The 26,520-nt window shown below is 33.5% G+C and carries 21 protein-coding genes; 20 read left to right on the forward strand and 1 reads right to left on the reverse strand.

Annotated elements, in window-relative coordinates:
• The first annotated feature begins 13 nt into the window (after positions 1-13).
• From CLV00_RS12455 to CLV00_RS12480, 6 genes are all read left to right on the forward strand, one after another.
• Complete coding sequence (locus CLV00_RS12455; RefSeq protein ID WP_099715488.1) at positions 14-1,336, forward strand: Na+/H+ antiporter NhaC family protein; 1,323 nt, start codon at positions 14-16, stop codon at positions 1,334-1,336.
• 183 nt (positions 1,337-1,519) lie between these two features.
• Positions 1,520-2,266: a 3-oxoacyl-[acyl-carrier-protein] reductase gene (fabG, locus tag CLV00_RS12460; RefSeq protein WP_099715489.1), complete on the forward strand. Its 747-nt coding sequence runs from the start codon at positions 1,520-1,522 to the stop codon at positions 2,264-2,266.
• 82 nt (positions 2,267-2,348) lie between these two features.
• Positions 2,349-4,376, forward strand: coding sequence for a hypothetical protein (locus CLV00_RS12465; RefSeq protein ID WP_099715490.1), 2,028 nt, complete (start codon positions 2,349-2,351; stop codon positions 4,374-4,376).
• A gap of 14 nt (positions 4,377-4,390) precedes the next feature.
• On the forward strand, positions 4,391-5,287 hold the full coding sequence (locus tag CLV00_RS12470) for a LysR family transcriptional regulator (RefSeq protein ID WP_099715491.1): 897 nt from the start codon (positions 4,391-4,393) through the stop codon (positions 5,285-5,287).
• 75 nt (positions 5,288-5,362) lie between these two features.
• Positions 5,363-6,340 carry a YeiH family protein gene (locus CLV00_RS12475; protein ID WP_099715492.1) on the forward strand — a complete coding sequence of 326 codons (978 nt, stop codon included), beginning with the start codon at positions 5,363-5,365 and terminating at the stop codon, positions 6,338-6,340.
• Positions 6,341-6,574: 234 nt separating this feature from the next.
• Positions 6,575-7,573 (forward strand): zinc dependent phospholipase C family protein, encoded by a 999-nt coding sequence (locus tag CLV00_RS12480; protein ID WP_099715493.1) that lies wholly within the window; start codon positions 6,575-6,577, stop codon positions 7,571-7,573.
• A 57-nt stretch (positions 7,574-7,630) separates the two neighbouring features.
• Here CLV00_RS12480 and CLV00_RS12485 read toward each other — a convergent pair whose 3' ends face one another.
• Positions 7,631-9,727 carry an LTA synthase family protein gene (locus CLV00_RS12485; RefSeq protein WP_099715494.1) on the reverse strand — a complete coding sequence of 699 codons (2,097 nt, stop codon included), beginning with the start codon at positions 9,725-9,727 and terminating at the stop codon, positions 7,631-7,633.
• 247 nt (positions 9,728-9,974) lie between these two features.
• Between CLV00_RS12485 and CLV00_RS12490 the strand changes: the two genes are divergently transcribed.
• The 14 genes from CLV00_RS12490 to hisC all read left to right on the forward strand — a co-directional run bounded on the left by CLV00_RS12490 (position 9,975) and on the right by hisC (position 26,502).
• Positions 9,975-10,418, forward strand: a complete 444-nt coding sequence (locus CLV00_RS12490) for a ubiquinol-cytochrome c reductase iron-sulfur subunit (RefSeq protein WP_099715495.1) — start codon at positions 9,975-9,977, stop codon at positions 10,416-10,418.
• Between the two features lie 129 nt (positions 10,419-10,547).
• Complete coding sequence (locus CLV00_RS12495) at positions 10,548-10,982, forward strand: thioredoxin family protein (RefSeq protein ID WP_099715496.1); 435 nt, start codon at positions 10,548-10,550, stop codon at positions 10,980-10,982.
• A complete protein-coding gene (locus CLV00_RS12500) occupies positions 10,982-11,965 on the forward strand; it encodes an FAD:protein FMN transferase (RefSeq protein WP_369800967.1) in 984 nt (327 codons plus the stop codon). The genes CLV00_RS12495 and CLV00_RS12500 overlap by 1 nt, the downstream gene beginning before the upstream one ends.
• 15 nt (positions 11,966-11,980) lie before the next feature.
• A complete protein-coding gene (locus CLV00_RS12505) occupies positions 11,981-12,193 on the forward strand; it encodes a DUF4266 domain-containing protein (RefSeq protein WP_099715498.1) in 213 nt (70 codons plus the stop codon).
• A gap of 44 nt (positions 12,194-12,237) precedes the next feature.
• Positions 12,238-13,659 carry a DUF3570 domain-containing protein gene (locus CLV00_RS12510; RefSeq protein ID WP_099715499.1) on the forward strand — a complete coding sequence of 474 codons (1,422 nt, stop codon included), beginning with the start codon at positions 12,238-12,240 and terminating at the stop codon, positions 13,657-13,659.
• 20 nt (positions 13,660-13,679) lie between these two features.
• A complete protein-coding gene (locus tag CLV00_RS12515; RefSeq protein ID WP_099715500.1) occupies positions 13,680-14,342 on the forward strand; it encodes a response regulator transcription factor in 663 nt (220 codons plus the stop codon).
• 6 nt (positions 14,343-14,348) lie between these two features.
• Positions 14,349-15,743 carry a HAMP domain-containing sensor histidine kinase gene (locus CLV00_RS12520; RefSeq protein WP_099715501.1) on the forward strand — a complete coding sequence of 465 codons (1,395 nt, stop codon included), beginning with the start codon at positions 14,349-14,351 and terminating at the stop codon, positions 15,741-15,743.
• 59 nt (positions 15,744-15,802) lie between these two features.
• Entirely contained in the window at positions 15,803-20,137 is a 4,335-nt protein-coding gene (locus CLV00_RS12525; RefSeq protein ID WP_099715502.1) for a CusA/CzcA family heavy metal efflux RND transporter, read from the forward strand.
• A gap of 10 nt (positions 20,138-20,147) precedes the next feature.
• Positions 20,148-21,263: an efflux RND transporter periplasmic adaptor subunit gene (locus CLV00_RS12530; RefSeq protein WP_099715503.1), complete on the forward strand. Its 1,116-nt coding sequence runs from the start codon at positions 20,148-20,150 to the stop codon at positions 21,261-21,263.
• Positions 21,264-21,279: 16 nt separating this feature from the next.
• Positions 21,280-22,398: a VIT1/CCC1 transporter family protein gene (locus CLV00_RS12535; RefSeq protein ID WP_099716334.1), complete on the forward strand. Its 1,119-nt coding sequence runs from the start codon at positions 21,280-21,282 to the stop codon at positions 22,396-22,398.
• Between the two features lie 42 nt (positions 22,399-22,440).
• Positions 22,441-22,953 (forward strand): hypothetical protein, encoded by a 513-nt coding sequence (locus tag CLV00_RS12540; RefSeq protein ID WP_099715504.1) that lies wholly within the window; start codon positions 22,441-22,443, stop codon positions 22,951-22,953.
• A 280-nt stretch (positions 22,954-23,233) separates the two neighbouring features.
• The gene (hisG, locus tag CLV00_RS12545) at positions 23,234-24,091 is read left to right on the forward strand and encodes an ATP phosphoribosyltransferase (RefSeq protein WP_099715505.1); all 858 of its coding nucleotides are present in this window, start codon (positions 23,234-23,236) and stop codon (positions 24,089-24,091) included.
• 79 nt (positions 24,092-24,170) lie between these two features.
• Positions 24,171-25,463 carry a histidinol dehydrogenase gene (gene hisD, locus CLV00_RS12550; RefSeq protein WP_099715506.1) on the forward strand — a complete coding sequence of 431 codons (1,293 nt, stop codon included), beginning with the start codon at positions 24,171-24,173 and terminating at the stop codon, positions 25,461-25,463.
• Complete coding sequence (gene hisC / locus CLV00_RS12555) at positions 25,453-26,502, forward strand: histidinol-phosphate transaminase (protein ID WP_099715507.1); 1,050 nt, start codon at positions 25,453-25,455, stop codon at positions 26,500-26,502. The genes hisD and hisC overlap by 11 nt, the downstream gene beginning before the upstream one ends.
• Positions 26,503-26,520: the final 18 nt, after the last annotated feature.

Raw genomic sequence — 26,520 nt, forward strand, 5'->3', positions numbered from 1 at the left:
TTAAATTATTTTTATGACTTTATTTTCAAAAGAAAAAGGAAATGCCTTTGCCTTGATTCCTTTATTGGTTTTTATTTTTACTTTTTTAGGAGCAGGAATTGTTCTGAATGATTTTTATGCTTTTCCATCGCCAGTGGCAGTTGTAGTTGGTATCATAGCAGCCTTTTTACTTTTCAAATCCACTACTGATGAAAAAGTTGCTACATTGATTGCAGGATGTGGTGAAAGTAAAATCATGACCATGTGTTTAATTTATTTGCTAGCAGGAGCCTTCGCAGTAGTAAGTAAAGCGATGGGTGGAGTTGATGCTGTCGTGAATCTTGGAATAAATACTATTGATGTTGCTTATTTTCCTTTAGGAATTTTCTTGATTGCTTCTTTTTTATCAACTGCTACAGGAACATCAGTGGGTGCAATTGTAGCTATTGGCCCGATAGCTGTCGCTTTAGCTGATAAAAGCGGTGCTTCATTACCTTTAATTTCAGGCGCTTTATTAGGTGGCTCTATGTTAGGTGATAATCTTTCGATGATTTCTGATACTACCATCGCAGCAACGCAGTCATTGGGATGTGATCTAAAGGACAAGTTCAAGATTAACTTATTTATTGCCTTTCCTGCTGCAATTTTGACTATTATGGTTTTCTTTTATCTTGGTTTAAACTCGGATATTGTGACTGTTGCCATTGCAAAAAATGATTTTTCCTGGATTGCAATTGTACCTTATATATTAGTAATAGTATTGGCGGTAGTAGGTGTTAATGTATTTTCAACATTGCTTATTGGAACTTTATTGGCAGGAATCATAGGTTATTTTAGTGGTTCGTTTACGTTAATGGAGTTCACTCAAAAGATATATGAAGGCTTTATCAGTATGACTGATATTTTCTTATTATCAATGCTTACTGGAGGTTTAGCAGCTATGGTAGATAAAGCGGGTGGAATAACGTATTTATTAGTTCAAATTAAAAAAAGAATTAAAAGTAAAAAATCAGCTCAAGCGGGAATTGGTGCTTTAGTGGGTTTTGCTAATTTAGCAATAGCGAACAACACGGTTTCTATTGTAATTACAGGACCTATTGCCAAAGAAATTAATGATGAATATGGATTGAATCCTAGAAAAACGGCTGCAATTCTGGATATTTTTTCGTGTATAATTCAAGGAGTTTTACCGTATGGCGCTCAAGTATTGCTTATATTGAGCTACGCTAATGGAAAATTAGATTTCTTTGACTTAATTAGTAATGCTTGGTACCATTTATTTTTACTAATTTTCACATTGGTGGCTATTTATATTTCGTTTTGGGACAAATGGACAAAGCGATTCTTTAAAATTTAAGAATTGAATTTTTGATTGTAATTGCTTTTGAATTTTTTTTAAAAAGGGAATTATTATATATTTGACGGGTGTAAGATAGCCCTGATAGTAGTGAAAATCCTTTTATGTGAACGTTAGTGTTCATAAAAGATTGAAGCGGATAGCAGGATTAGCTTCAAATAAAATTTAAACTAATTTTTGAATATGAAATTACTAGAAGGAAAAGTTGCCATAATTACAGGTGCAAGCCGCGGAATTGGAAAAGGAATTGCAGAAGTTTTTGCAAAACATGGTGCAAATGTTGCATTTACATACAGTTCGTCAGTGGAATCAGCTTTGGCTCTTGAAAATGAATTGAACGCTCTTGGAATTAAAGCCAAAGGATATCAATCTAACGCAGCCGATTTTAATGAAGCGCAAACTTTTGTAGATGCAGTTTTGGCTGAATTTGGAACGGTTGATATTTTAATTAATAACGCTGGGATTACCAAAGACAACCTTTTGATGCGTATGTCCGAAGAAGATTTTGACAAAGTGATGGATGTCAATTTGAAATCGGTTTTTAATATGACCAAAGCCATTCAACGTACTTTCTTGAAACAACGTTCTGGTTCTATAATCAATATGAGTTCAGTTGTAGGAGTGAAAGGAAATGCAGGGCAAACTAATTATGCAGCTTCTAAAGCGGGAGTTATTGGTTTTTCTAAATCAGTGGCGTTGGAATTAGGATCACGTAATATTCGTTGTAATGTAATTGCTCCTGGATTCATCGAAACAGAAATGACGGCAAAATTAAACGAAGATGTGGTAAAAGGATGGAGAGACGGAATCCCTTTGAAACGTGGCGGAACGACTGAGGACGTTGCTAATGCGTGTCTTTTCTTCGCGTCTGATATGAGTGCGTATGTAACTGGACAGGTTATGAATGTTTGTGGAGGAATGCTTACCTAAAATAATTATAAATTATAAATGATGAATTTTAAATGATGTGAAAATTTAAAGTTTAAAATTCATCATTTAAAATAAAAAAAGAATGACAACAACAACCGTTCTATTACTACTACTTTCTTTATTAATAGCTGGCGGTTTGTCATTTTTTCAATATATCTACAAAGCCAAAAACAAATCGAAAGTCGGTTGGTTTTTGGCTTTTTTGCGTTTTTCATCCATTTTTGGAATTTTATTATTGTTGATTAATCCAATACTAACTAAAAATACGCTGGAAACGGTTAAAACTCCTTTGCCGATTGTTTTTGATAATTCGAGTTCTATTTCTTTTTTGAATGCCAATGAAAAAGCATTGGAATTATATAAAAAAATACAATCAAACTCAGATCTACAAGAGAAATTCGATGTGCAATCGTATCAGTTTTCAGATGATTTTGAACCGACTGAAACATTTGATTTTAAAGGAACTCAAACTAATATTGATGTTGTTGCCAAAAATCTAAAAAGCATTTATAAAAATGCAATCTATCCAACAGTTTTAATTACGGATGGAAACCAAACTTCGGGAAATGATTATGTCTTTAGTTTTGATACTGCGAATAAAGTATATCCTGTAATTGTAGGCGATACAACAACTTTCTTAGATTTTAAAATCAATCAACTGAATGTTAATAAATATGCTTTTCATAAGAATAAATTTCCTGTAGAAGCTTTTTTACAGTATTCAGGAACTAAAAGCATAACGGCCGATTTTATTATTTCACAAGGAAATTCGGTATTCAGCAAACAATCGATTTCCTTTTCTCCTTCCAAAAAAACGGCAACTGTAAGCATACTTTTACCAGCTGATAAAATTGGATTACAGATTTTTAAAGCTACTATTTCATCTAAAGAAAAAGAAAAAAACACGTATAATAACACCAAGAATTTTGCAGTTGAAGTTATAGACCAAAAAACAAATATTGCTATAGTATCAGCTATAACTCATCCTGATTTAGGCGCACTAAAAAGAGCTATTGAATCAAATGTACAACGTAAAGTAACTATCGTTAAACCTAATGATATTAATACGTTACAAGATTTTAATGTTTTGATTTTATACCAGCCAACAGCCGAATTTAAAAACATTTTTGAGAGTAATAAAGGTGCTGGAATCAATACATTTATTATTACTGGTAACAACACCGATTTTAATTTTCTGAATCAGCAACAGGATAATTTGAACTTTAAAATGAGCGGACAAAAAGAAGATTATTTGTCGGTTTTTAATGCGCAGTTTAATTTGTTTGCGGTTGATAATATTGGGTTTGAAAATTTACCGCCTTTGCAAAATGCTTTTGGAACCGTAACCACAAAAGGAGCGGTGTCAGTTTTGCTTTCATCAAAAATTAGAGTAATAGAGACTAATTCACCTTTACTGGCTTTTACAGAAAATCAAGGCAGGCGAGCAGCTTATCTTTTGGGAGAAAACAGCTGGAAATGGCGTTTGCAAACACATGTAAACAATCAATCATTTGAAAAATATGATGTTTTCATGGATAAGATTATTCAATTTTTGGCTTCTAATAATTCTAAAAAATCATTAGTGGTAGAACATGAAAGTTTCTATAATTCCGGCGAAGCCATTGAAATAACCGCGCAATATTTCAATAAGAATTATGAGTTTGATGAAAAAGCACGTTTGACTATTGCGGTAACGAATACCAAAACGAAACAAACAAAAAATTACGATTTATTAAAAGGAAATAATTCCTATAAAGTCAATCTTGACGGGCTTAAAGCGGGACCTTATGCGTTTACGGTAAAAGAATTGAATTCTAAAACGACGTATTCCAGTAGTTTTGAAATTCTTGATTTTGATATCGAAAAGCAATTTGTCAATCCAGATGTGGAGAAATTGACACAATTAGCTACGCAAACACAAGGGAAAGCGTATTTTTCAGATCAAGTAGATGTGTTGATTAAAACGCTTTTGGAAAATGAGGAATATAAGGCGATACAAAAGAATATTGTTACCAAAACACCTTTGATTGATTGGATTTGGTTACTGGTTTTAATTTCAATTTTGTTGGCTACCGAATGGTTTGTTCGTAAATACAACGGATTACTGTAATACAATTAAACATCATGGATTTTAGACTAAAAGTATTCTATACCGTTGCTAATCGGTTGAGTTTCACAAAAGCTGCAACTGAATTGTTTATTACGCAACCTGCGATTTCAAAACATATTCAAGAATTAGAAGAACAATATAAAATCAAATTGTTTGACAGAAACGGTTCTAAAATTTCACTGACAGCTGCAGGTGAAGTCTTACTGAAGCATACCAAAAGTATTTTTGAAATATACCGTGAGATAGATTTTGATATGAGTACGCTGATAAATCAACGATCCGGATTGTTGCGATTAGGAGCCAGTACGACAATTTCTCAGTATATAATTCCGCCACTTTTAGCTCGTTTTCATCAAAAATTACAAGATGTAAAAGTGAGTTTACTAAATGGAAATACGGAACAAATAGAAAATGCTTTATTAAAACAGGAAATCGAAATAGGAATTGTTGAAGGACAATCAAAAAATAAGTCTATTAAATATACGGAGTTTTTAAAAGACGAATTGGTTTTAGTCTGTAAGAGTTCCAATCCGTTAGTAAGTCGTGATGAAGTGACCCAGGAAGATCTTAAAAAAATGTATTTTTTGATGCGGGAACAAGGTTCAGGAACACTTGAAGTTATTGAACATGCGCTAAAACCATTTGAAATTAAATTATCAGAATTAAAAATTGAAATGCAATTAGGAAGTACCGAAAGCATAAAATCTTATTTGATGAACTCTGATTGTGTGGCTTTTATATCGATTCATGCTATAAAAAAAGAACTTCAAAACAATGAATTGGCTATCTTAGATATTAAAGATCTTATTATAGAACGTTTCTTTTACGTTATTACGTTACAAGGAAAAACGGATTCTTTATCCGATTTGTTTATCCAGAACATTTCGAATCATTATAATTTAAAGTTATAGGAGATTATAATTTGCGATTGGTATAAATAGATTTATCGTTCCATCTTTGTACAGTAATAATTCAACAACTTTACATTGGAAACGCATCAAAAAACAATTCAAAAAGAATCTTTTATTTTTTTTAAAGTAAATGCCACATTGCAGCAACTAATTTTCGTTGCATTGCTATTGTTTTGCACTACCATTTTTGTTTCTCCGCCAATTGCTTTAGTCTTAGGATTAATTGTAGCGAACCTTTTTGGACATCCTTTTTTAGAATTGAATCATAAAGCCACTAATTATCTGTTGCAGTTTTCGGTAGTTGGTTTAGGATTTGGAATGAATGTCCACAGTGCTGTTTCTGCTGGCAAAGAAGGCTTTTTGTTTACCATTATTTCTATCGTGAGCACTTTAGTTTTAGGAACTTTTTTAGGGAAATGGTTGAAAACGGAGAAGAAAACCTCTCATTTAATTTCATGCGGAACTGCAATTTGCGGAGGAAGCGCCATAGCCGCGATTGCCCCAGTAATCAAATCCAATGAAAAACAAACCTCTGTTGCTTTGGGAGTGATATTCATTCTGAATTCGGTGGCGCTGTTTTTATTTCCAGCGGTGGGTGATTGGTTGGATTTATCACAAAAAGAATTTGGATTATGGTGCGCCATTGCCATTCATGATACCAGTTCTGTGGTGGGAGCAGCCAGTAAATATGGTCCCGAAGCATTACAAATTGCCACAACAGTAAAATTAGCCCGAGCTTTGTGGATTATTCCTGTAGCATTGATTACAGCATTTATTTTCAAAAATAAATCGGGGAAAATAAAAATCCCATATTTTATTGGACTGTTTATTTTGGCCATGATTGCCAATACGTATCTGCCTCAAATGAAGAGCATAGGACCGCATTTTGTTTCAGTTGCCAAAATAGGTCTGACGGTAACTTTGTTTTTAATTGGAGCCGGATTGAATAGAACTGTTCTGAAATCAGTGGGATTAAAACCGCTGGCTCAAGGAATTTTACTTTGGGGCTTCATTGCAACCGCTACTTTGATTTCGATTATTTATTTAAAATAGTTTTATGATGAAAGGTTTTTCGTTTGATAACATGAAATTCAAATCGGAAAGTATCATTAAAAATTGCTGTAACAAAACTATGGCGTAGATAAACGTAAATCATGAAAACGGCTCTTTTTCCTTACTATCGAAACATATTTGTAAGTTTTCTTTTTTAATTAACAGAATCTTAAAGCCAATTTTTTCTAATAACGATTTAAAGAAATACATTTGCATTTCAAAAAAATAAATTTAATGAAAAATTTTAAAATCAGACCTACACTTATTGCGTTATCTACTCTTGGAGTTGCTTTTTTTCTCTTGTCATGGGGAGTTATTGGACATGAACGAATCAATAGAGCAGCGGTAATGGCACTTCCAAAACCATTGCAGACTTTTTTTTACAATCATATTGATTTCATTACACAAGAATCTACTGTTCCGGATTTAAGACGAAATGTTTTGAATGACAAAGGAGAGCCACCTCGCCATTATTTTGACATGGAGAATTTTGGTGCTGTAGAAACTTTTCCTAAAACAATGGAAGAAGCAAAGCTAAAATACGATGAGAAGTTTTTGACTAAAAACGGAATATTACCTTGGTACATCCAAGATATGATGGTCAAATTGACCAAGGCTTTTAAGGACAAAAGAAAAAACGAAATATTATTCATTGCAGGCGATTTAGGACATTATATTGCAGATGCACACATGCCATTGCATACTTCTGACAATCACGATGGACAAAATACCAACCAAAAAGGAATTCATTCGTTGTGGGAAAGTCGTTTGCCGGAATTGTTTGCTAAAGATTATAAATTGAATGTTGTACAAGGAAAATATTTAGAGGATGTAGATAAAGCAACTTGGGATATCATTTTTGACACTCATAGTTTAGTGGAACCTTTGTTGGCTACTGATAAAAAACTAAGAATTGCAACTGCAGAAAACAAGATGTATGTAACTGATGCTACTGGAAATGTGGTCAAAAATAAATACGGTGGAATGTTATATTCTGATGAATATGCGGCTAAATTACACACGGATTTGAATGGAATGGTTGAAAAGCAAATGAAAAAAGCCATTACTGCAACAGCAAGTTTTTGGTACACGGCTTGGGTAAATGCAGGAAAACCGGATTTAAGTAATCTTGATGCTGCCGAACTTACAAAACGCAACAGCAAAACGTTAAAAAAGGATTTAAAAACTTTTGAAAAAGGGAATCTTTTTGGTTTGACAAGCGAAAGAGAGTAATCCTATATTTCCAATTAAAAAACGGGTGAGATTTTAATTTCACCCGTTTTTTTTATGTCAATTAATCTTTTGATATTTCTTTTTCTTCAACAGATCCGAGGCTGTTTGATAGTATGAAATCGTTTCGTTTATTAAATCTGGCCTTTCTTTTTTCAACACTATTTGATCGTAATGAATTTGGAAATCACGAGCTACTTTTTGGTTGGGTTTCAAAGTCAATTGAAACTGCTTTACTTTTTGTTTGGGAGAAATAACCGTTAAAACATTATCTTTTATTAATCCTAAATCCTGATAGGTTGCAATCAAAGCGCGAGGTTTGTAATCTGGTTTTAAAACATCCTGACCATAAAATTTACTTTGGTAATCAAAATTTAATAACCCGAATAAAGTAGGCATAATGTCTATTTGCGACATCAGGTTTGTATATTTTTGGGGTTTTGAACCTGGACTATAAATCATTGCTGGAATTCTATATTTTTCCACTGGAAGTTCTGTTTTTCCTGCACTGGAAGCGCAATGATCCGCAAGAATAACAAAAACGGTATTGGCAAACCAAGGCTGCTTTTTGGCCATTTCAAAGAATTTTTTCATCGCATAATCCGTGTACTTTACACCACCGTCACGAGATTTTACATCTCCCGGAATATCAATTTTCCCATTTGGATAAGTAAAAGGTCTGTGATTGCTTACGGTCATGATGTGATTAAAGAACGGCTTATTTGCAACACTTTCCTTATTCATTATCTTGATTGCTTTGTTGTACATATCTTCATCACAGACACCCCAAATATTAGCAAAAGTTATTTCATTTGGTTTAAATGCTGTTTTGTCCACAATTTCATATCCGTTTCCGGTGAAAAAGTCTTTCATATTATCAAAAAATGAATCACCACCGTACATGAATTTTACAGTATACCCTTTCTGTTTAAAGATGTTTCCTGTCGAAAATTTATTTTTATTGTCTTCACGTTTTACAACACTTTCGCCAGCGGTAGGCGGAAAACATAAAGTAACGGCCTCAAGACCGCGAACCGTTCTGTTTCCTGCGGCATAAAGGTTTGTGAAAACTAAGCTTTTGGTTGCTAAACTATCAAGAAATGGAGTAATATTCTTTTCGTCACCATACATTTTCATAAATTCGGCGCTGTAACTTTCGATAGTTATCAGCACTACATTTTTATGATTCTCGGCAGCTTCGTTTTCTATTTGTCTCCAAGTTGTTTCTCCCGAAATGGACGGAATTTGTTGTTTTAATTGAGCAAATGCTTCGCTACTGGGAAGTGTTTTGTAAAACTTAAAATAATCTAATTCACTGTGCATAAATGCCAGGTAGAATTTGTAAATACCATTTGCTTGAAGTTCATTCGCAAAAACATTATGAGAGCTTTCTTTAGTGGAAAAAAATGGGATTGCAAATAAAGAAAGGGCGAATAAAGCTAAATAAATCCCCGATAATTTTATTTTTTCCACAAAGGCAGGAATACTTTCAATATAGTTTTTGGATTTTTTTACAATCAGATATGTTACAAATCCAGCAATTATAAAGAGTACTGAAAACAAAGGAATCACAGGATAAGACTCCATAATATTCCCAATAACTTCATTGGTGTAAACCAAATAATTTACTGCAATAAAATTGTATTTCACGCCAAATTCATTCCAGAAAAAGTATTCACTGATTCCATTTTGCAAAATTAAAACTACATAAAGAAAAATCACAAAGGAGAACAACCAAAACCTGATTTGACTTCGGTATTTTGGAAGAAACAGTAATAATCCAAACAAAAGTGTTTTTATTGCCACAAAACCAATTGCAATAGCGGGCAAAGCGCTGCCATATTCATTGAGTATAGTTTTGCCTGATGAAACATAAAGTAATAGCGTTAATAGCAATACAAAAATAATATAACCGTACGGTTTTAAATATTTAGAATTGGATATAAAAATAAGATAGAGCCATAAAAAGCCACTAAGTAAAACAAAAATAAAAAAGTCAGATACAAACCCAAAAACAAATAAAGACAGCGTATCAGTCCAAGTAAATGATGTTTGCGTTATGGGATGAAAAAATAGTATAACCCTTAAAACAAAGCTTACGGCAATGTAAAAGAGTAATAAATAATAAAAAGGGGATGACTTTTTCAGAAAATTCATAGAATTGTTTTTATATACAAAAGTATACATAATTTTTAGCGCTATTTTTTAAGAATTGCTTAATATTTTATGAAAACAGGATCTTAGATTAAGGAGATTTAATCCATTTTATGATTACTGTAGAAATTTTAAAACAGTCCTGAAATATTTTGCATCTTTATACAAGATCTGTTTGTTAGTTGTAAAAAAACTATAAGTATTTTTTTTGCGTATGTAATTATATTAACCAACCTAATATAAAATAATCATGACTAGAAAAGAATTTTTTGCGAGAGTAGGATTTGGAGCGGCAACTGTTTTATTGCCTGCTTGTATAGCCGGTTTAGCTACGAGTTGTAGCTCAGACGATTCTAATACTGGTGGTTCTGGTTCATCAACACCAACACCAACCGCCAAAAGTAATTTTACAGTTGATACCAGCACAGGACCTTTGGCTACAAATGGAGGTTTCCAGGTCACTAAAGGGATTATCATTGCACGGACCACTACGGGAACTTTTTTGGCTGTATCGTCTTCTTGTACTCACGAAGGTGTAACGCTTGGTTATGATAAGTCAGGGAATGTATTTGTATGTCCAAGGCATAATTCTCAGTTTACAAGTACTGGCACCGTAATTTCGGGACCTGCGCCATCCAATTTAAAACAATATCAGACTACATTATCTGGAACAACTTTGACCGTTATTGTTTAGTCCAATAAATAAAGAATCATGTATATCTGTAAAAAGTCGTTAAATTAATTCTGTCTTAATTTTCACTGTCAGAAAACTATACTTCACTAGAAATAAATACTTTTACAGTATTAAAAACAGATTTAAAAGATGAAAAAACAGGTCATGTTCTTGTTTCTTTTTATAGGAACGTTAGGATATTCTCAAAACTGGAAATCCAATTTTGAAGAAGCAAAAGCGCAGTCTCTTTCAGAAGATAAAAACATCCTTCTTGTATTTTCAGGATCAGATTGGTGTGCTCCATGCATTAAATTAGAAAACACCATTTGGAAATCAGAAGAATTTAAGAAAGAAGCCGACCAAAATTGGGTTATTTATAAAGCTGATTTTCCAAAGAAAAAAGCAAATCAACTTGCACCAGAGTTAATGGAGAGCAATAAAAAATTAGCAGAAAAATATAATAAATCAGGAAATTTCCCATTAGTGTTACTTTTGGACAAAACTGGGAATGTGTTAGGAATTACAGGTTTCAAAAATCTTTCTCCAGCTGATTATATCAAATTAATCCATTCGTTTGAAAAATGATGAAGAGCATAATTTCACTATGTTTAGTATTGACAACCTTCATTTCCGTTGGTCAAGTCGCCCATAAAAGAAAGTTGTCGATGTTAGGAAGTCCATTTGAGATTACAGCTGTTGCAAACGATACTATAAAATCCAATGAATATATAGATTTGGCTGTAGCCGAAGTAAAACGCATAGAGAATTTAATTTCTGATTGGATTCCGACTACACAAATTTCAGAAATCAACCGTAATGCAGGAATTAAACCTGTAAAAGTAGATGCTGAAGTTTTTGAATTGGTCGAAAGAGCCATTAAAATTTCCCAAATTACCGATGGCGCATTTGATATTTCGTATGCTTCCATGGACAAAATATGGAAATTTGACGGTTCGATGAAAGTAATGCCAACAGAAGAAGCCATAAAAAAATCAGTTGTAAAAATTGGATACAGAAATATTATTATAAACAAGAAAGAACAAACCATTTTCCTGAAATTAGAAGGAATGAAATTAGGTTTGGGCGGAATTGGCCAAGGTTATATTGCTGATAAAGTGAAAGATTTATTGGTTTCAAAAGGCTGTATTTCAGGAATTGTAAATGTTTCCGGAGATATTAATGCCTGGGGAAAACAACCCGATGGGAAACCTTGGAATGTGGGAATTGTAAATCCTTTGAATAAAAATAAAGTTTTTGCCACATTTCCATTAGAAGACAGCGCTATAGAAACTTCGGGAAGTTATGAAAAGTATGTTATTTTTAATGGAATTCGCTACTCGCATATTATAGATCCCAGAACGGGTTATCCCGCAACTGGCGTGGTGAGTGTATCTGTTTTTGCAAAGCAAACGGAAGTAGCTGATGCTTTGGCAACGGGAATTTTTGTTCTCGGGGTAGAAGTAGGGTTGGATTTAGTCAATCAGCTTAAAGGGATTGAATGTATTATTGTTGATGACAAAGGTAAAATCCATTCGTCAAAAGGAATTGATATCAAAAAATATAATTAATAAAAGACATTCAAAATGATAAAGACAATAACGGTTTTGTTTTTTGTAATGCTGATTTTACAATCCTGTAGTTCAGTAAAAGAATACGAAAAAGAAAAAATAAATGATCCTGACATGAAACTAACCGCAAGAACTGCAGAGCGATATGAAACTTCTTTTCAAGTGTATCGTGAGGCTGCTGCTGGGGCCAATGGTGGTAAATCAGGTGGTGGTTGCGGTTGCAACTAATTTACAAAACAACAATTTAGATAGTAAATAGTAATTTCTATACAATGAAAATAAAATTTTTATTTCTTTTAGTATTAATCAGCAGCATTGCCTTTTCGCAAGACAAAACTACTGCGCCAGCATTTAAAAAACGAGTATTAGAAAGTACTGAGGTCGATTTTTTAGCGAGTTATTACAATCAGGACGGTTCAAAATCAGCTGTTTCAGGAGGTTTAGGTTCTGAAAAATTAACGGATGTTGCTTCGAATATTGTGGTGGCGATGCCATTAAATGATGATGATGTTTTAACCATTGATTTGGGAATATCAGCCTATTCATCGGCTTCGTCGAGTAATATAAATCCATTCAATGCCACTGGAGCGTCTGGCGGTGATGATGATAGGATAGCGGCTCCAACGCCTAGTGGAACTCCTTGGCAAGCTTCATCAGGTGCTTCCAAAAGTGATCAATTAGTGTCAATTGTTGCTAATTACAGCCATAGTAGTGATTCCAGAAATTTTATTTGGAATACTGATGTTTCGTTTTCAAATGAGTATGATTATACTTCGGTTGGTTTTGGAGGAGGAATTGCGACTCTTTTTAATGAAAAAAACACTGAGTTAAGCTTGAAAGCCAATGTGTATCTGGATCAATGGAGACCTATTTATCCAACAGAACTTCATGAATATTCAAAATATGGTACTAATTTTTTAAATCAAGGCTATTTTAATGGCGTATCGGTTTTGGATCAAAATGGGCAAACTACAACAAATTATTTGCCTTCAGCATTTCAAACGGTAAGTGGCGTAAATAGAAACTCTTATTCGGCTTCTGTTGGTTTCTCTCAGGTTTTAACCAAAAAACTACAGTTTTCAATCTTCTTCGATATTCTACAGCAACAAGGATTATTGTCTTCACCGTATCACCGCATTTATTTTGCGGATAAAGCTAATTATTACATCGGTCAGGCACAATACATTAATAATTACGAAAGTTCAACGAATACCGGAGTTTATAAACTGGCTGATGATATCGAAAGATTACCGGATTCCCGATTTAAAATCCCTGTTGGAGCGCGTTTGAATTATTACATCAACGAGCGATTTATATTGCGAACCTATTATCGTTTTTATTCCGATAATTGGGATATTCAATCGCATACCGCAACGATTGAGCTTCCTATAAAATTATCTGATAGGTTTACCGTTTTTCCAATGTATCGTTACTATACCCAAACGGCTTCAAAATATTATGCGCCTTATGAAACCCATTTGTCAACAGAAAGATATTATACCTCTGATGCTGATTTGGCTACATTTGATGCGAATCAATATGGTTTTGGAATCAATTATACGGATATTTTCACAGGTGCAAAAATCTGGAAATTTGGTTTGAAAAATATTGATTTTAGATTCAATCATTATGAAAGAAGTGACAATTTAAATGCTAATATTGGTACAATTGCCTTTAAATTTGTAATGCAATAAAAGCCTAAATTTATACAATCATGCACATATTAATCGTGGAAGATGAAGCGGGAATTGTTCAATTTCTTCAACAAGGATTAGAAGAAGAAGGATATACAATCACCAGTGCTTCGGATGGTTTAAAAGGGTTTGAACTGACTCAAAAGAACAATTTTGATCTGATTTTATTAGATTGGATGTTGCCAAAAATGACAGGACTGGAACTTTGTAAATCCATTCGGTTGAAAAACAGTCATACGCCAATCTTATTTTTGACGGCCAAAGATACTGTGCAAGAAACAATTGAAGGTTTGAAAGCGGGTGCCAATGATTATATCAAAAAACCATTTAGTTTTGATGAATTACTGGAACGCATCAAAATTCATTTTAGAAACCAAAATGAAAATCAAATTCTAAAACTTGGAACGATAGAAATTGATATTGCCAAACATAGTGTTTTAGTTAGTGATACTGAAGTGAACTTGACTCAACGTGAATTTGATTTATTGACGTATTTGGTCAAAAATAAAGGCAAAGTATGCACCAGAACCCAAATTATCGAGGATGTTTGGGACATTCATTTTGAATATGATACGGGTGTGATTGATGTTTTTATGAATGCAATTCGTAAAAAATTAAATTTAAAAATTGAACAAGACTACATAAAAACAGTTCGCGGTGTAGGTTACATCGCTAATGACTAAATAAAAATGCAACAACTTTCCTTTAAAAATAGAATTGCCTCCCATTATATAGTGACTACAGCTTTATTGATTTTTGTAGTTTTCTTTATCATCTATTCTATTGTTAAATTCAGTGTTTACAGCCATGTGAATAATGATATTACCAGTGAAGTTGATAAACATCTATCCGAAATTGAAATTGTAGGCAACACTTTTCATTTAATTCATAAAGAAGAATGGAAAGAACGAGAACACAATACGCTGGATGTAAATCCTGTATTTATTCAGTTTGTGGATGAAAATAGAAATGTGATTGAAAAATCGCCTAATCTCAAAAAATCTTCTCTTATCTTCAATGAAAATAATGCGGAGAACAAGCTCTTTGATACAAAATTAGCCGATAATTCTATTCGACAAATTCAGGTTCCCATTTATCAAAAAACAAAAATTATTGGGTACATCATAATTGCAATGTCCTTAGAAGATGCCACAATGGTACTTAATAATTTATTTGAGGTCTTGCTAATTGTTTATCCTTTAATTCTAATGGTACTTTTCTTTATAGCACGATTTATTGCCGGAAGGAGCATAAAACCTATTAGTTCCATAATCACTACTTCTAATATTATTACTAAAGACAATCTGACATCTAGAATTCCATTACCACAAAACCGTGACGAATTGTATATTCTGTCTCAAACCATAAATAATTTATTAGATAGAATTGAAACTGCTATCGAAAGAGAAAAACAATTCACTTCAGATGCATCGCATGAATTAAGAACGCCTTTAACGGTTATCAAAGGAACATTGGAAGTTTTGATTCGAAAACCTCGAAATCCTGCTGAATATGAAGAAAAAATTAATTTTTGTGTTACCGAAGTCGATCGGTTGAATCATTTGGTTGATCAGTTGCTTTTATTGGCCCGATTTGAAAATCAAAAACAAAGTTTAAAAATAGAAAAAGTCTATTTGAACGCTATATTTTTAGATACTATTGCCAGAAACTCTACTGCAATACAGTCTAAAAACATTACTATCACTACAGATTTTTCCAGAGATTATTACATAGAAACAGATAGTTATCTATTTTTAATTATTGTCAATAATTTGATTTCTAATGCGTTGAAATATTCAAATCAAAACGGGAAGTTAACGGTACATATAAAAAGTGTAGCGTCTAGAATTGAATGCCATATCATTGATTCTGGGATAGGAATTCCTGCGGATGACTTAGAGAATATTTTCAATCAATTTTATCGTTCACAATCGAATGCACACCCTGAAATAAAAGGAACGGGATTGGGTTTGTCTATTGTAAAAAGACTCTGTTCGTTGCTTACTATTGATATTGCAATTACAAGTGAAGAAAACATAGGAACACGAGTGGTATTAAGTTTATTTGAAGCAGACCTTAAGTAATTCTTAAGTAAATCCTTATCTTTAAATCTTAGATTTGTAAAAAACAAATTAAGGTAAAAATGCTCGAAAAAATTATTGCTTTTAGTTTAAAAAACAAACTGATTATCTTACTCTTTACTTTGGGAGTTTTCGGATTTGGTTTGTTTTCTGTTTTCCAAATATCCATTGGAGCAGTTCCAGACGTTACAAATAACCAAGTTCAGGTAATCACAACTTCTCGTAACCTTTCTACACAAGATATTGAACAGTTTATCACGTATCCTGTTGAGATTGAAATGGCTAATTTGCCTGGGGTCAAAGAAATTCGTTCTATTTCAAAATTTGGTTTATCCGTAGTCACGATTGTTTTTGATGAAAATCTGGGAACCTATCTTCCAAGACAACTTATTGCAGAAAAAATAAAAACGGCTTCAGAGAAAATTCCGCAAGGTTTTGGAACCCCAGAAATGGGTCCGATTACTACTGGACTTGGAGAAATCTACCAATATACTTTAGAAGTAAAACCAGAATTCAAGAATAATTATTCGGTAACTGATTTGCGTACGATACAAGATTGGGTGGTAAAAAGGCAACTATCAGGAATAAAAGGTGTTGTAGAAATTAATACTTGGGGCGGTTTTTTGAAACAATACGAAATTGCCATTAATCCTTCGAGTTTGAAAGCCATGAACATCACTACTGCGGATGTTTTTACAGCGCTGGAAAAAAACAACAGTATTGCCGGCGGTGCATACATCGAAAAAGTAAATCAAAGTTATTTTATCAGGGGAGAAGGAAAAGTCAATTCGCTGGAAGATATTGGAAACATAGTTGTTAAAAATGCTAATGGATTACCGGTTTATATCAAGAATGTAGCGCAAGTTCGTTTTGGTCATGCCAATCGTTTTGGAGCAATCACTGGTAATGGAGAAGGCGAAAAAGTCTTGGGGCAAGTCATGATGCTCAAAGGAGGAAATTCGAAACAAGTCATCAGTGATGTTAAAGACCGAGTGATTGAAATAGAAAAATCTCTACCTGAAGGCGTGTACATCAATGGCTTTTTGGAGCGAAGTGAATTGGTAGGAAAAACCACTTTTACCGTTGCCGAAAACTTGATTTTAGGATGTTTAATTGTGATTTTTGTCGTGGTTTTATTGTTAGGAAACTGGCGTTCGGGATTGGTTGTTGCTTCTGTAATTCCGTTATGTTTATTGTTTGCCATTTCATTCATGAACATTTTTGGTATCGATGCCAATTTAATGAGTTTAGGAGCTATTGATTTTGGAATTATCATCGATGGTGCCGTAATTATTGTGGAGTTTATTGCTTTTCAAATAGCCAGTAAATCAGCTCATTTAGTAAATCTCAGCAAGGAAGAGCGTCAGTTAGAAATTGACCAAATCACGTATAAAAGTGCTTCCAAAATGATGAATTCGGCTATTTTTGGACAATTGATTATTCTGATTGTTTTCATTCCAATTCTATCCTTATCCGGAATCGAAGGAAAAATGTTTAAACCCATGGCAATGACCTTTAGTTTTGCATTATTGGGTGCGATGATTTTCTGTTTTACGTATGTTCCGGTAGTTTCTTCTTTGTTTTTAAAACCAAAAGAAGAAAATCCAAATTCATTATCCAGTAGATTAATCCACAAACTCAATTCTTGGTATTTGCCCATAATCACTTGGGCAATAAGCAATACCAAAAAAGTATTGTATGGCGCATTAGGATTATTATTGTTGGCTATTGGATTATTTGCAACCATGGGAGGTGAGTTCATACCAACTCTTGACGAAGGTGATTTTGTGATTCAGCCCGTTTTAAAAACAGGAACTTCTTTGACAAAAACAATAGCGATAACGACCAAAATCGAGAAAATAATCCTTAAAAATTTCCCGGAAGTCACACAGGTTGTCAGCAGAATTGGAGCTGCCGAAGTGCCTACAGACCCAATGTCTATGGAAGAAAGCGATGTTATTGTAAAATTAAAACCCAAATCGGAATGGACTTCAGCTTCGACCAAAGATGAATTGGCAGACAAAATAAAAGCAGCATTGGAAAAAGAAATTCCGAATATGGAAATCGAATTTACACAGCCTATTGAAATGCGTTTCAACGAATTAATTTCTGGAACAAGATCTGATGTGGCAGTTAAAGTTTTTGGCGAAGACTTAGATATTTTGGCACAAAAAGCGCACGAAATCAAAAATGCTATTGCTAAAGTAGAAGGTGCTTCGGATATTATTATCGAAAAAACAGAAGGTTTGCCACAAATGTCTGTCGTTTATGATCGTTCTAAAATTGCCCGCTATGGTTTAAATATTTCTGATTTGAACGAAATGATTGCTCTTGGCTTTGCCGGAAAAACCGTTGGAAATGTTTTTGAAGGCGAGAAACGGTTTGATATGGTGATTCGTTTGGATCAAGCAAACCGTCACGATATTGAAGATTTACGTAATTTATATGTGCCAACGCCAAACGGAGAACAAATTCCGTTGAGCGAATTGGCTTCTATCGAATATACCGAAGGCCCCGCAAAAATTTCTAGAGACAATACCAATAGAAGAATTGTAGTGGGAATCAATGTTCGCAACCGAGATTTACAAAGTGTGGTTACCGATATCCAAAAAATTGTAGACAATCAAATAAAATTACCAGCAGGTTATTATGTGAAATATGGCGGACAATTTGAAAATTTACAAAGCGCCAAAGCCCGCTTAATGATTGCAGTTCCTATCGCTTTATTTTTGATTTTCATCCTTTTATATTTTGCGTTTGGCTCCGTAAAAGAAGCATTAATGGTCTATTCGGCGATTCCATTGTCCGCAGTTGGCGGTGTTTTGTTTTTATGGATGCGAGATTTGCCGTTCAGTATTTCGGCAGGCGTTGGATTCATTGCACTTTTCGGAATTGCAGTATTGAATGGAATTGTCCTAATCGAACATTTTAAAGAACTCAAACACCAAGGCATGAAAGATATCGATGCATTGATTTTAAAAGGAACTACTGACAGATTACGTCCGGTTTTATTAACCGCTTCGGCAGCTGCATTAGGATTTTTACCAATGGCAATTTCATCCTCGGCTGGAGCCGAAGTGCAACGACCATTAGCAACTGTAGTCATTGGGGGATTGTTTACGGCAACTGTTTTAACGATGATAGTCCTGCCTATTTTATATAAAGTTTTTGATAGTGCGGCGTTTAAAAAAGCGAAGTTCAAGAAACGTCAAAGTTCCACTTATATCATTTTGTTATTGTTGAGTTCTTCGTTGGCTTTTTCACAAAATGCTAATCCGGAATTGGATAGTTTATTGGCTAAAGCAATTCAAAATAATAAAGGAATTAAAGCGGCTCAATTGCAAGTGGAAAAAACAAAAGCCAATATCAAAACGGCAAATACTTTTGATAAAACCAATATTTATTACAGTTACGATCAAAATAATTTGGCACTCAATAACGAACCTTTACGAGTATTTGGCGTACAGCAACGCTTTTCTTTTCCAACGGTTTACGGAGCGCAGAAAAAAGTATTTTCTTCCGAATATGAAAGGGAAAAAGCCAATTTTGATATTCAAAAAAATAAACTTTCTTTGGGAGTTTCTAAGTCATATCAGCACATTGTTTATTTACAACATCAAGAAAAACTGTACCACTATTTAGATAGTTTGTACCAAAATTTCTCTAAAGCAAGCGACAGACGTTTTGAATTGGGAGAAACCAATTATCTCGAAAAAATTACGGCTCAAGCTAAATTCAGACAAATAAGAACGAAGCTTTCCCAAATAGAAAATGATAAAAAAGCACAATATGAACTGCTACAATCCTTGCTTCAAAACGATGAAATAATAGCAATAAAAAGCAATACAATTACACCGTTAAATACTTTTACTGATGAGATAAGTAAAACAACTTATACTGCTTATTTAGAAAGTGTTACTAAAAATTATAAAAATCAAATAAACTTGCAAAAACAGCATTGGTTACCGGACATTAACTTAGACTATTTTCAAGGAAGAAATAACGGATTATCACAATCTTTGTACGGTTTTCAAGTTGGTTTGGCAGTACCAATATTATTCTCTGGTAACGTTTCTAAAACTAAAGTAGCGCAGCTCGAATTGCAAAGCTGGGAACAACAAAAGCAAAATGAAGAAGTAAAAATAGAGAAGTACATTAATCAAAAAAAGAACGAATTAGCCAAATATCAGGAAGCCATAAATTATTACAATACGTATGGTAAAAAATTATCGGATGAGATTATAAAAGTAGGAAACAATAGCTACAAACATGGCGAAATAGATTTTTTCCAATACATTCAAAGTTTAGAAAATGCTACGACCATCCAAGTGGACTATTTAGATACTATTTTACTCTTCAATCAAACCCAATTAGACTTACAATACCTTAATTTTTAATTCGCTAAAAATGAAAAAAATACTCTATATAACTGCTTTATCTCTTGTTTTATTTTCTTGTAAAGAATCGAAAACAGAAGAAGTAGAACAAAAAGACAACGGTTTGATTACCGTAACTTCCGCTCAATTTCAATCTTCGGGAATGGAGATTGCAAGTCCAACAGAACAGGATTTTGATGTAACGGTAAAAGCATCGGGGAAAATTGATGTACCGCCACAAAATCGCGCTAAAGTAAACACTTTTATGGGCGGTTATGTAAAATCTACTACGCTTTTGGTTGGAAATAAAGTCACAAAAGGACAAGCTTTGTTAACGTTACAAAACACAGAATTTCTTGATATTCAAAAAGATTATATGGAAGTGGCGGAGCAGCTTAATTTCTTGAAATCGGAATATGACAGACAAAAAACGCTGTATGATGAAAAAATCACTTCTCAAAAAAACTACTTGAAAGCCGAAAGTGACTATAAAAGAGCCAAAGCAATGCATCAAAGCTTGCGCGCCAAATTAGTGCTTTTGAACATTAATCCGAAAAATGTAGAGAAAGGAAATTTGACTTCAACAATCACTATTTTTTCTCCAATAACGGGCGATATTGTGATTATGAATGCGAATGTGGGAATGTATGTGGCGCCTTCGGATGTGATTTTAGAAATTGTCGATACGGATCACTTGCATTTAGAACTGGCCGTTTTTGAAAAAGATATTTTGAATGTGAAAATAGGACAAAAGATTCTTTTTAAAGTTCCTGAAGCAACAAAAGATGTTTTTAATGCTGAAGTACATTTGGTTGGAAAATCAATAGAAGGAAACGACAGAACGATTAACATTCATGGGCATTTAGACGATATGATTAAGCAAAAGCTATTAACAGGAATGTTTGTTGAGGCTGAAATTATTATTGATTCTAAAAAAGGTTTAGCGGTTCCTTCGGAAGCCGTATTGACAGAAAATAACAAAAATTTCGTACTTTTATTGGAGAATGAAAAAAACGGATATTCATTCAAGAAAGTAAGCGTTACGGTAGGCGAGAAATCTGAAAAATTCATTGAGATACTTCCAAATACTATAATTAATGCTTCTTCAAGGATTTTAACAAAAGGTGTTTTTGATTTGGCTAATTAATAAAAAGCAAATAAAAATGGACTTGAATAAACTAAAAGATCAGTTGCAAACAGAGGTTGATACAGCTTTTTTGTATGATAGCATTGCTGCCATTCAATCTGAGGATAATCTTAAAAGAGTATTATTGAGTTTGAGTGAAATTGAAAAAGGACACGCGAAACATATGTTTGATAAAGTGTTGACTTTTGAACCAAATTACAAAATGCCTTCGACTTCTTCCAGAGCAAAATTTCAATTGAAGTTGGGTAAAATTTTTGGTTACAGTTCTATAATCAGCAACCTTTCAAGCATCGAAAAGCAGTTTGCTGTAAATTCAATTAAAAATAAGATTAAAAGCGGAGAAAAGCCAACAGGTTTTGAGCACAATCATCTTAATATTATTGAAGCAGTAAACAATAACGCTGCTTTGAATGTTTCAGGTGGCTTTTTGTCCAAATTTGAAAGTCGTCATAAATCAGTAGGCGGAAATGCATTGCGTGCGGCCGTTTTAGGTTCAAATGACGGACTGGTTTCTAATATGAGCTTGGTAATGGGAGTTGCCGGAGCGGCTGTCTCTAATAATACGATATTATTAACCGGTATTGCGGGGCTTTTGGCAGGAGCAATTTCAATGGCTTTGGGCGAATGGCTTTCGGTACAAAGTTCGAGAGAATTAAATCAACGTCAAATTGATTTGGAAACCGAAGAACTGGAAGCTTCTCCCGAAGAAGAGAAAAAAGAATTAGTATTGCTTTACCAAGCCAAAGGAATGAATGCTGTTGAAGCACAAAAACTGGCGGATAAAGCATTTGAAAATCCTGAAACGGCAATTGATGCAATCATTACAGAAGAACTGGGAATTGATAAAGAAGAATTAGGCGGGTCTGCATGGGAAGCTGCAACCGCTTCGTTTGTACTTTTTGCTATTGGAGCCATTATTCCGTTATATCCATTTATGTTTTTAGATGGGAAAAATGCCATTCTATTGAGTGTAGGAAGCAGTGTTGTCGGGCTTTTTGGAATAGGTGCCGCAATTACTTTATTGACAGGGAAAAGCGTTCTGTTTTCTGGATTTAGACAAGTTTCTTTTGGATTGGCAGCAGCAGCGGTGACTTATGGCATTGGCTCTTTAATTGGAGTTTCACTAGCGGGATAAAAATAATTTAGCTTTAAAACAGTAAACTTTAAATAAAAAATTATGAATGATGCTCATTTACATATGGTTGTAAACCATTTTCCAATCATCGGAACCATTTTTGGAATTGGAATTTTAATTGCAGGGATATTTTTAAATAACGGTTCCGTTAAAAATACTGCTTATATACTATTTATAATTGCAACAATTTTTGGAGCACTCAGTATGGGAACTGGTGAAGGAGCAGAGGAGATGGTTGAAGATTTTCCAAACATTGGAAAAGCAATTATCCATGAACATGAAGAACTGGCAGAGAAATTTGCATTAGTACTTTATGCAACCGGAGTTTTTGCATTGGTTTCATTAGTAGCTGCCATAAAAAAGTTCCGACTGGCTAAAATATTTTCATTTATTACGCTTATTTTAGCTTTAATTGCTGGAGTTATATCAATAAACGTTGGGACTTCCGGTGGTGAAATTCGTCATACTGAAATCAGGGAAGACAACGGTACTACAGTAACAAGCGATACAAATTCTGTTGAAAATGAATCAAATAAAATGATAGATAAAAAGTAATTTGTAACAATTTCATCTCTTTAAGTTAAAATAAAAATTGCTTTTTAAATATTTTATCTCTTATATTTGCAAAAGAATTTTAAAATAAAACAAACACAAAAATGTTTACAAATCAATTGCATCATCATCATTTTCATTATTGCTCTCAAGCGATGTGTTAATGATATGTGTGTAAATCATCATATTCTAAAAACCCGTTTGAGTACATCAAACGGGTTTTTTATTACCCAATATTTGTACTCAATCAAAATATTTTAAACAAAAACAAAAAAGACAAAAAATGAGTACATTAAAAATTGCAATTCAAAAATCAGGACGTTTAAACGAAGACAGCATTCAAATTCTTAAAGATGCAGGTATTTCAATCGATAATGGTATCGACCAATTAAAAGCAGAAGCATCTAATTTTCCTTTAGAGGTTTTGTATTTAAGAAATTCTGATATTCCTCAATATCTAATAGATGGAGTTGTAGACATTGCTATTGTTGGCGATAATTTATTAGTTGAAAAAGGAAATAATATTGAAGTAATTCAAAAATTAGGTTTTTCAAAATGTAAAGTATCCGTTGCTGTACCAAAAGCATTTAATTACAAATCAGTTCAAGATTTAGATGGTATGCGTATTGCCACTTCTTACCCAAAAACAGTTCTTGATTTTTTCAATTCTAAAGGGGTAACAGTCGATATTCACCAGATATCAGGTTCAGTAGAAATAGCTCCAAACATTGGTTTAGCCGATGCTATTGTTGATATTGTATCTAGCGGGAGTACTTTGTTTAAAAACAATTTAAAAGAAGTTGAAGTTATTTTTAAAAGTGAAGCGGTTTTAGCTGTTTCTCCAAAAGTAAGTCCTGAATCCCAAAAAATAATCGATACCTTAAAATTCAGAATCGAATCTGTTTTAAGAGCAAGAAAATCAAAGTACATATTGATGAATATTCCAAATGACAAAATTGATGCCGTTGGAAAAATTCTTCCTGTATTAAGAAGTTTAACCGTATTGCCATTGGCACAAGAAGGATGGAGTAGCGTACACTCCGTAATCGATAAAGATACTTTCTGGGATGTGATTGATCAATTGAAAGAAGCTGGAGCCGAAGGGATTTTGGTTTGTCCAATTGAAAAAATGGTACTGTAAGAATTTTAAATTATAAGGTATGAATTATGAGTTTAAGAAACGGAATAGTTCAATTATTTAATCTTTGAATACAATTAAAATGAATAAAATATACAATCCAAAACCAGAAACCTGGACTTCCATTTTAGAAAGACCCACAAAAACTATCGATGATATTGAAGCGACTGTGAAAGAAATTTTTAAGGAAGTACAAAAGAAAGGCGATGCTGCCGTAGCAAAATATACGTCGCTTTTTGATGGTGCCAAAATAGATACAATCGAAGTTACTAAAGCTGAAATTGACCAAGCAATTGCGTCCATTTCTACCGAATTAAAAGACGCAATTTCACTTGCAAAATCAAATATTAAAAAATTTCATACAGCTCAAAAAACAGATAGAGTTACTGTAGAAACAATTGAAGGAGTTAACTGCTGGCAGGAAAAAAGACCTATTCAAAAGATAGGATTGTATATTCCTGGAGGAACTGCTCCATTATTTTCTACTGTTTTAATGCTTGCTGTTCCTGCAGAGATTGCTGGTTGCAGTGAAATTGTTTTATGTTCTCCTCCGGATAAAAACGGAAATATAAATCCTGCTATTCTATATGCTGCCAATTTATGTGGTGTGACTAAAATTTTGAAAGTAGGAGGAATTCAGGCTATTGCAGGAATGACTTTTGGAACGGAAACAATTCCTAAAGTATATAAAATATTTGGTCCCGGAAATCAATTTGTGACTGTGGCTAAACAATTGGCAACACAATTTGGCGTGGCAATCGATATGCCTGCCGGTCCATCGGAATTATTGATTGTTGCTGATGATACTGCTGTTCCTGCTTTTATAGCTTCGGATTTATTGTCTCAAGCAGAACATGGAGCGGATAGCCAAGTTATTTTGGTCACTACTTCTAAAAAATTGATTGATACTGTTGAGGATGAAATCCAAATACAAATGGAACTTCTTCCAAGGAAAACCATTGCTGAAAAAGCCATTGCGAATTCTAAATTAATTTTTGTTAAAAACGATAAAATTGCTTTGGAATTAATCAATGAATACGGACCGGAACACTTTATCATTTGCTCAGAATTTGATGATTTTTACAGCAATGGCGTTCAAAATGCAGGTTCAGTATTCATAGGTAATTATACTCCTGAAAGTGCTGGAGATTATGCTTCAGGTACTAATCATACGTTGCCAACCAACGGTTATGCGAAGAATTACAGCGGAGTAAATTTAGACAGTTTCACCAAAGCAATGACTTTTCAAAAAATTTCTCAAAAAGGAATACAAAATATCGGTAAAGCCATTGAAATCATGGCAGAAGCAGAAGGCTTACAAGCACACAAAAATGCAGTTACATTACGATTAAAAGCGATTGAAGATGGAAAATAATTTCGATATAAATACTATAGTTAGAGCAAACGTTAAGCAATTAAAACCTTATTCTTCGGCTCGTGATGAATTTGAAGATTTTGATACCGCAGATATGATTTTTCTGGATGCCAATGAAAATCCATTTGAAAATGGGGTGAACAGGTACCCAGATCCACAACAAATGAGTGTTAAAGGGATTTTGGCAAAACAAAAAAATGTTAAAACAAATCAAATTTTACTGGGTAACGGTAGTGATGAAGTTTTGGATTTGTTATTCAGAGCTTTTTGTGAACCAAAAACGGACAATGTAATCACTTTACCACCTACATACGGAATGTATGGCGTTTTGGCTAATATCAATGCCGTAGAAAATAAAGAAATTTTACTTTCTGAAGACTTTCAACCACAAATTGAGAAAATCATGGAAGCGGTTAATGAGAATACTAAAATCATCTTTTTGTGCTCTCCAAATAATCCAACCGGGAATTCATTTTCGGATGAAAGTGTAGTATCACTTTTGCAAAATTTTAAAGGTTTGGTAGTTATTGATGAAGCGTATATTGACTTTTCAAAAAAAGAAAGTTGGATTAACGAACTAGATGAATATCCAAATTTGGTCATTACTCAAACGCTATCAAAAGCGTATGGTTTGGCTGGAATTAGATTAGGAATTTGTTACGCATCTGCGGAAGTAATTTCGGTTTTAAATAAAATAAAACCTCCGTATAATGTAAACGAGTTGACTCAAAAAAGAGCTTTAGAACGATTAGATGATAAAGATAAAATAAAATCGGAAATTGAATCTATAATAAGACAAAGAGAGGAGTTACTTAAAGTTTTACTTAATGTAAATTTTGTCGAAAAAATATATCCTACGGAAGCTAATTTCATTTTGGTAAAAGTGGATGACGCCAATAAAAGATACGATGAATTAATTGCAAAAGGAATTGTAATTAGAAACAGAACCACCCAACCGTTATGCGATAATTGTTTGCGTCTGACCGTTGGAACAGAACAAGAAAATATGAAATTAATTGAGGTGTTAAAACAACTTTAAACCTTAAACTTTAAACTT

Origin of the sequence: Flavobacterium sp. 11 (genome assembly GCF_002754315.1) — a bacterium.
In the GTDB taxonomy this organism is placed as follows: domain Bacteria; phylum Bacteroidota; class Bacteroidia; order Flavobacteriales; family Flavobacteriaceae; genus Flavobacterium; species Flavobacterium algoritolerans.

Excerpts from the sequence above, each read along its gene's own strand:
- CLV00_RS12455 (WP_099715488.1), top strand. The coding sequence starts at position 14 with ATGACTTTATTTTCAAAAGAAAAAGGAAATGCCTTTGCCTTGATTCCT.
- fabG (WP_099715489.1), top strand. The coding sequence starts at position 1,520 with ATGAAATTACTAGAAGGAAAAGTTGCCATAATTACAGGTGCAAGCCGC.
- CLV00_RS12465 (WP_099715490.1), top strand. The coding sequence starts at position 2,349 with ATGACAACAACAACCGTTCTATTACTACTACTTTCTTTATTAATAGCT.
- CLV00_RS12470 (WP_099715491.1), top strand. The coding sequence starts at position 4,391 with ATGGATTTTAGACTAAAAGTATTCTATACCGTTGCTAATCGGTTGAGT.
- CLV00_RS12480 (WP_099715493.1), top strand. The coding sequence starts at position 6,575 with ATGAAAAATTTTAAAATCAGACCTACACTTATTGCGTTATCTACTCTT.
- CLV00_RS12485 (WP_099715494.1), bottom strand. The coding sequence starts at position 9,727 with ATGAATTTTCTGAAAAAGTCATCCCCTTTTTATTATTTATTACTCTTT.
- CLV00_RS12490 (WP_099715495.1), top strand. The coding sequence starts at position 9,975 with ATGACTAGAAAAGAATTTTTTGCGAGAGTAGGATTTGGAGCGGCAACT.
- CLV00_RS12495 (WP_099715496.1), top strand. The coding sequence starts at position 10,548 with ATGAAAAAACAGGTCATGTTCTTGTTTCTTTTTATAGGAACGTTAGGA.
- CLV00_RS12500 (WP_369800967.1), top strand. The coding sequence starts at position 10,982 with ATGAAGAGCATAATTTCACTATGTTTAGTATTGACAACCTTCATTTCC.
- CLV00_RS12505 (WP_099715498.1), top strand. The coding sequence starts at position 11,981 with ATGATAAAGACAATAACGGTTTTGTTTTTTGTAATGCTGATTTTACAA.
- CLV00_RS12510 (WP_099715499.1), top strand. The coding sequence starts at position 12,238 with ATGAAAATAAAATTTTTATTTCTTTTAGTATTAATCAGCAGCATTGCC.
- CLV00_RS12515 (WP_099715500.1), top strand. The coding sequence starts at position 13,680 with ATGCACATATTAATCGTGGAAGATGAAGCGGGAATTGTTCAATTTCTT.
- CLV00_RS12520 (WP_099715501.1), top strand. The coding sequence starts at position 14,349 with ATGCAACAACTTTCCTTTAAAAATAGAATTGCCTCCCATTATATAGTG.
- CLV00_RS12525 (WP_099715502.1), top strand. The coding sequence starts at position 15,803 with ATGCTCGAAAAAATTATTGCTTTTAGTTTAAAAAACAAACTGATTATC.
- CLV00_RS12530 (WP_099715503.1), top strand. The coding sequence starts at position 20,148 with ATGAAAAAAATACTCTATATAACTGCTTTATCTCTTGTTTTATTTTCT.
- CLV00_RS12535 (WP_099716334.1), top strand. The coding sequence starts at position 21,280 with ATGGACTTGAATAAACTAAAAGATCAGTTGCAAACAGAGGTTGATACA.
- CLV00_RS12540 (WP_099715504.1), top strand. The coding sequence starts at position 22,441 with ATGAATGATGCTCATTTACATATGGTTGTAAACCATTTTCCAATCATC.
- hisG (WP_099715505.1), top strand. The coding sequence starts at position 23,234 with ATGAGTACATTAAAAATTGCAATTCAAAAATCAGGACGTTTAAACGAA.
- hisD (WP_099715506.1), top strand. The coding sequence starts at position 24,171 with ATGAATAAAATATACAATCCAAAACCAGAAACCTGGACTTCCATTTTA.
- hisC (WP_099715507.1), top strand. The coding sequence starts at position 25,453 with ATGGAAAATAATTTCGATATAAATACTATAGTTAGAGCAAACGTTAAG.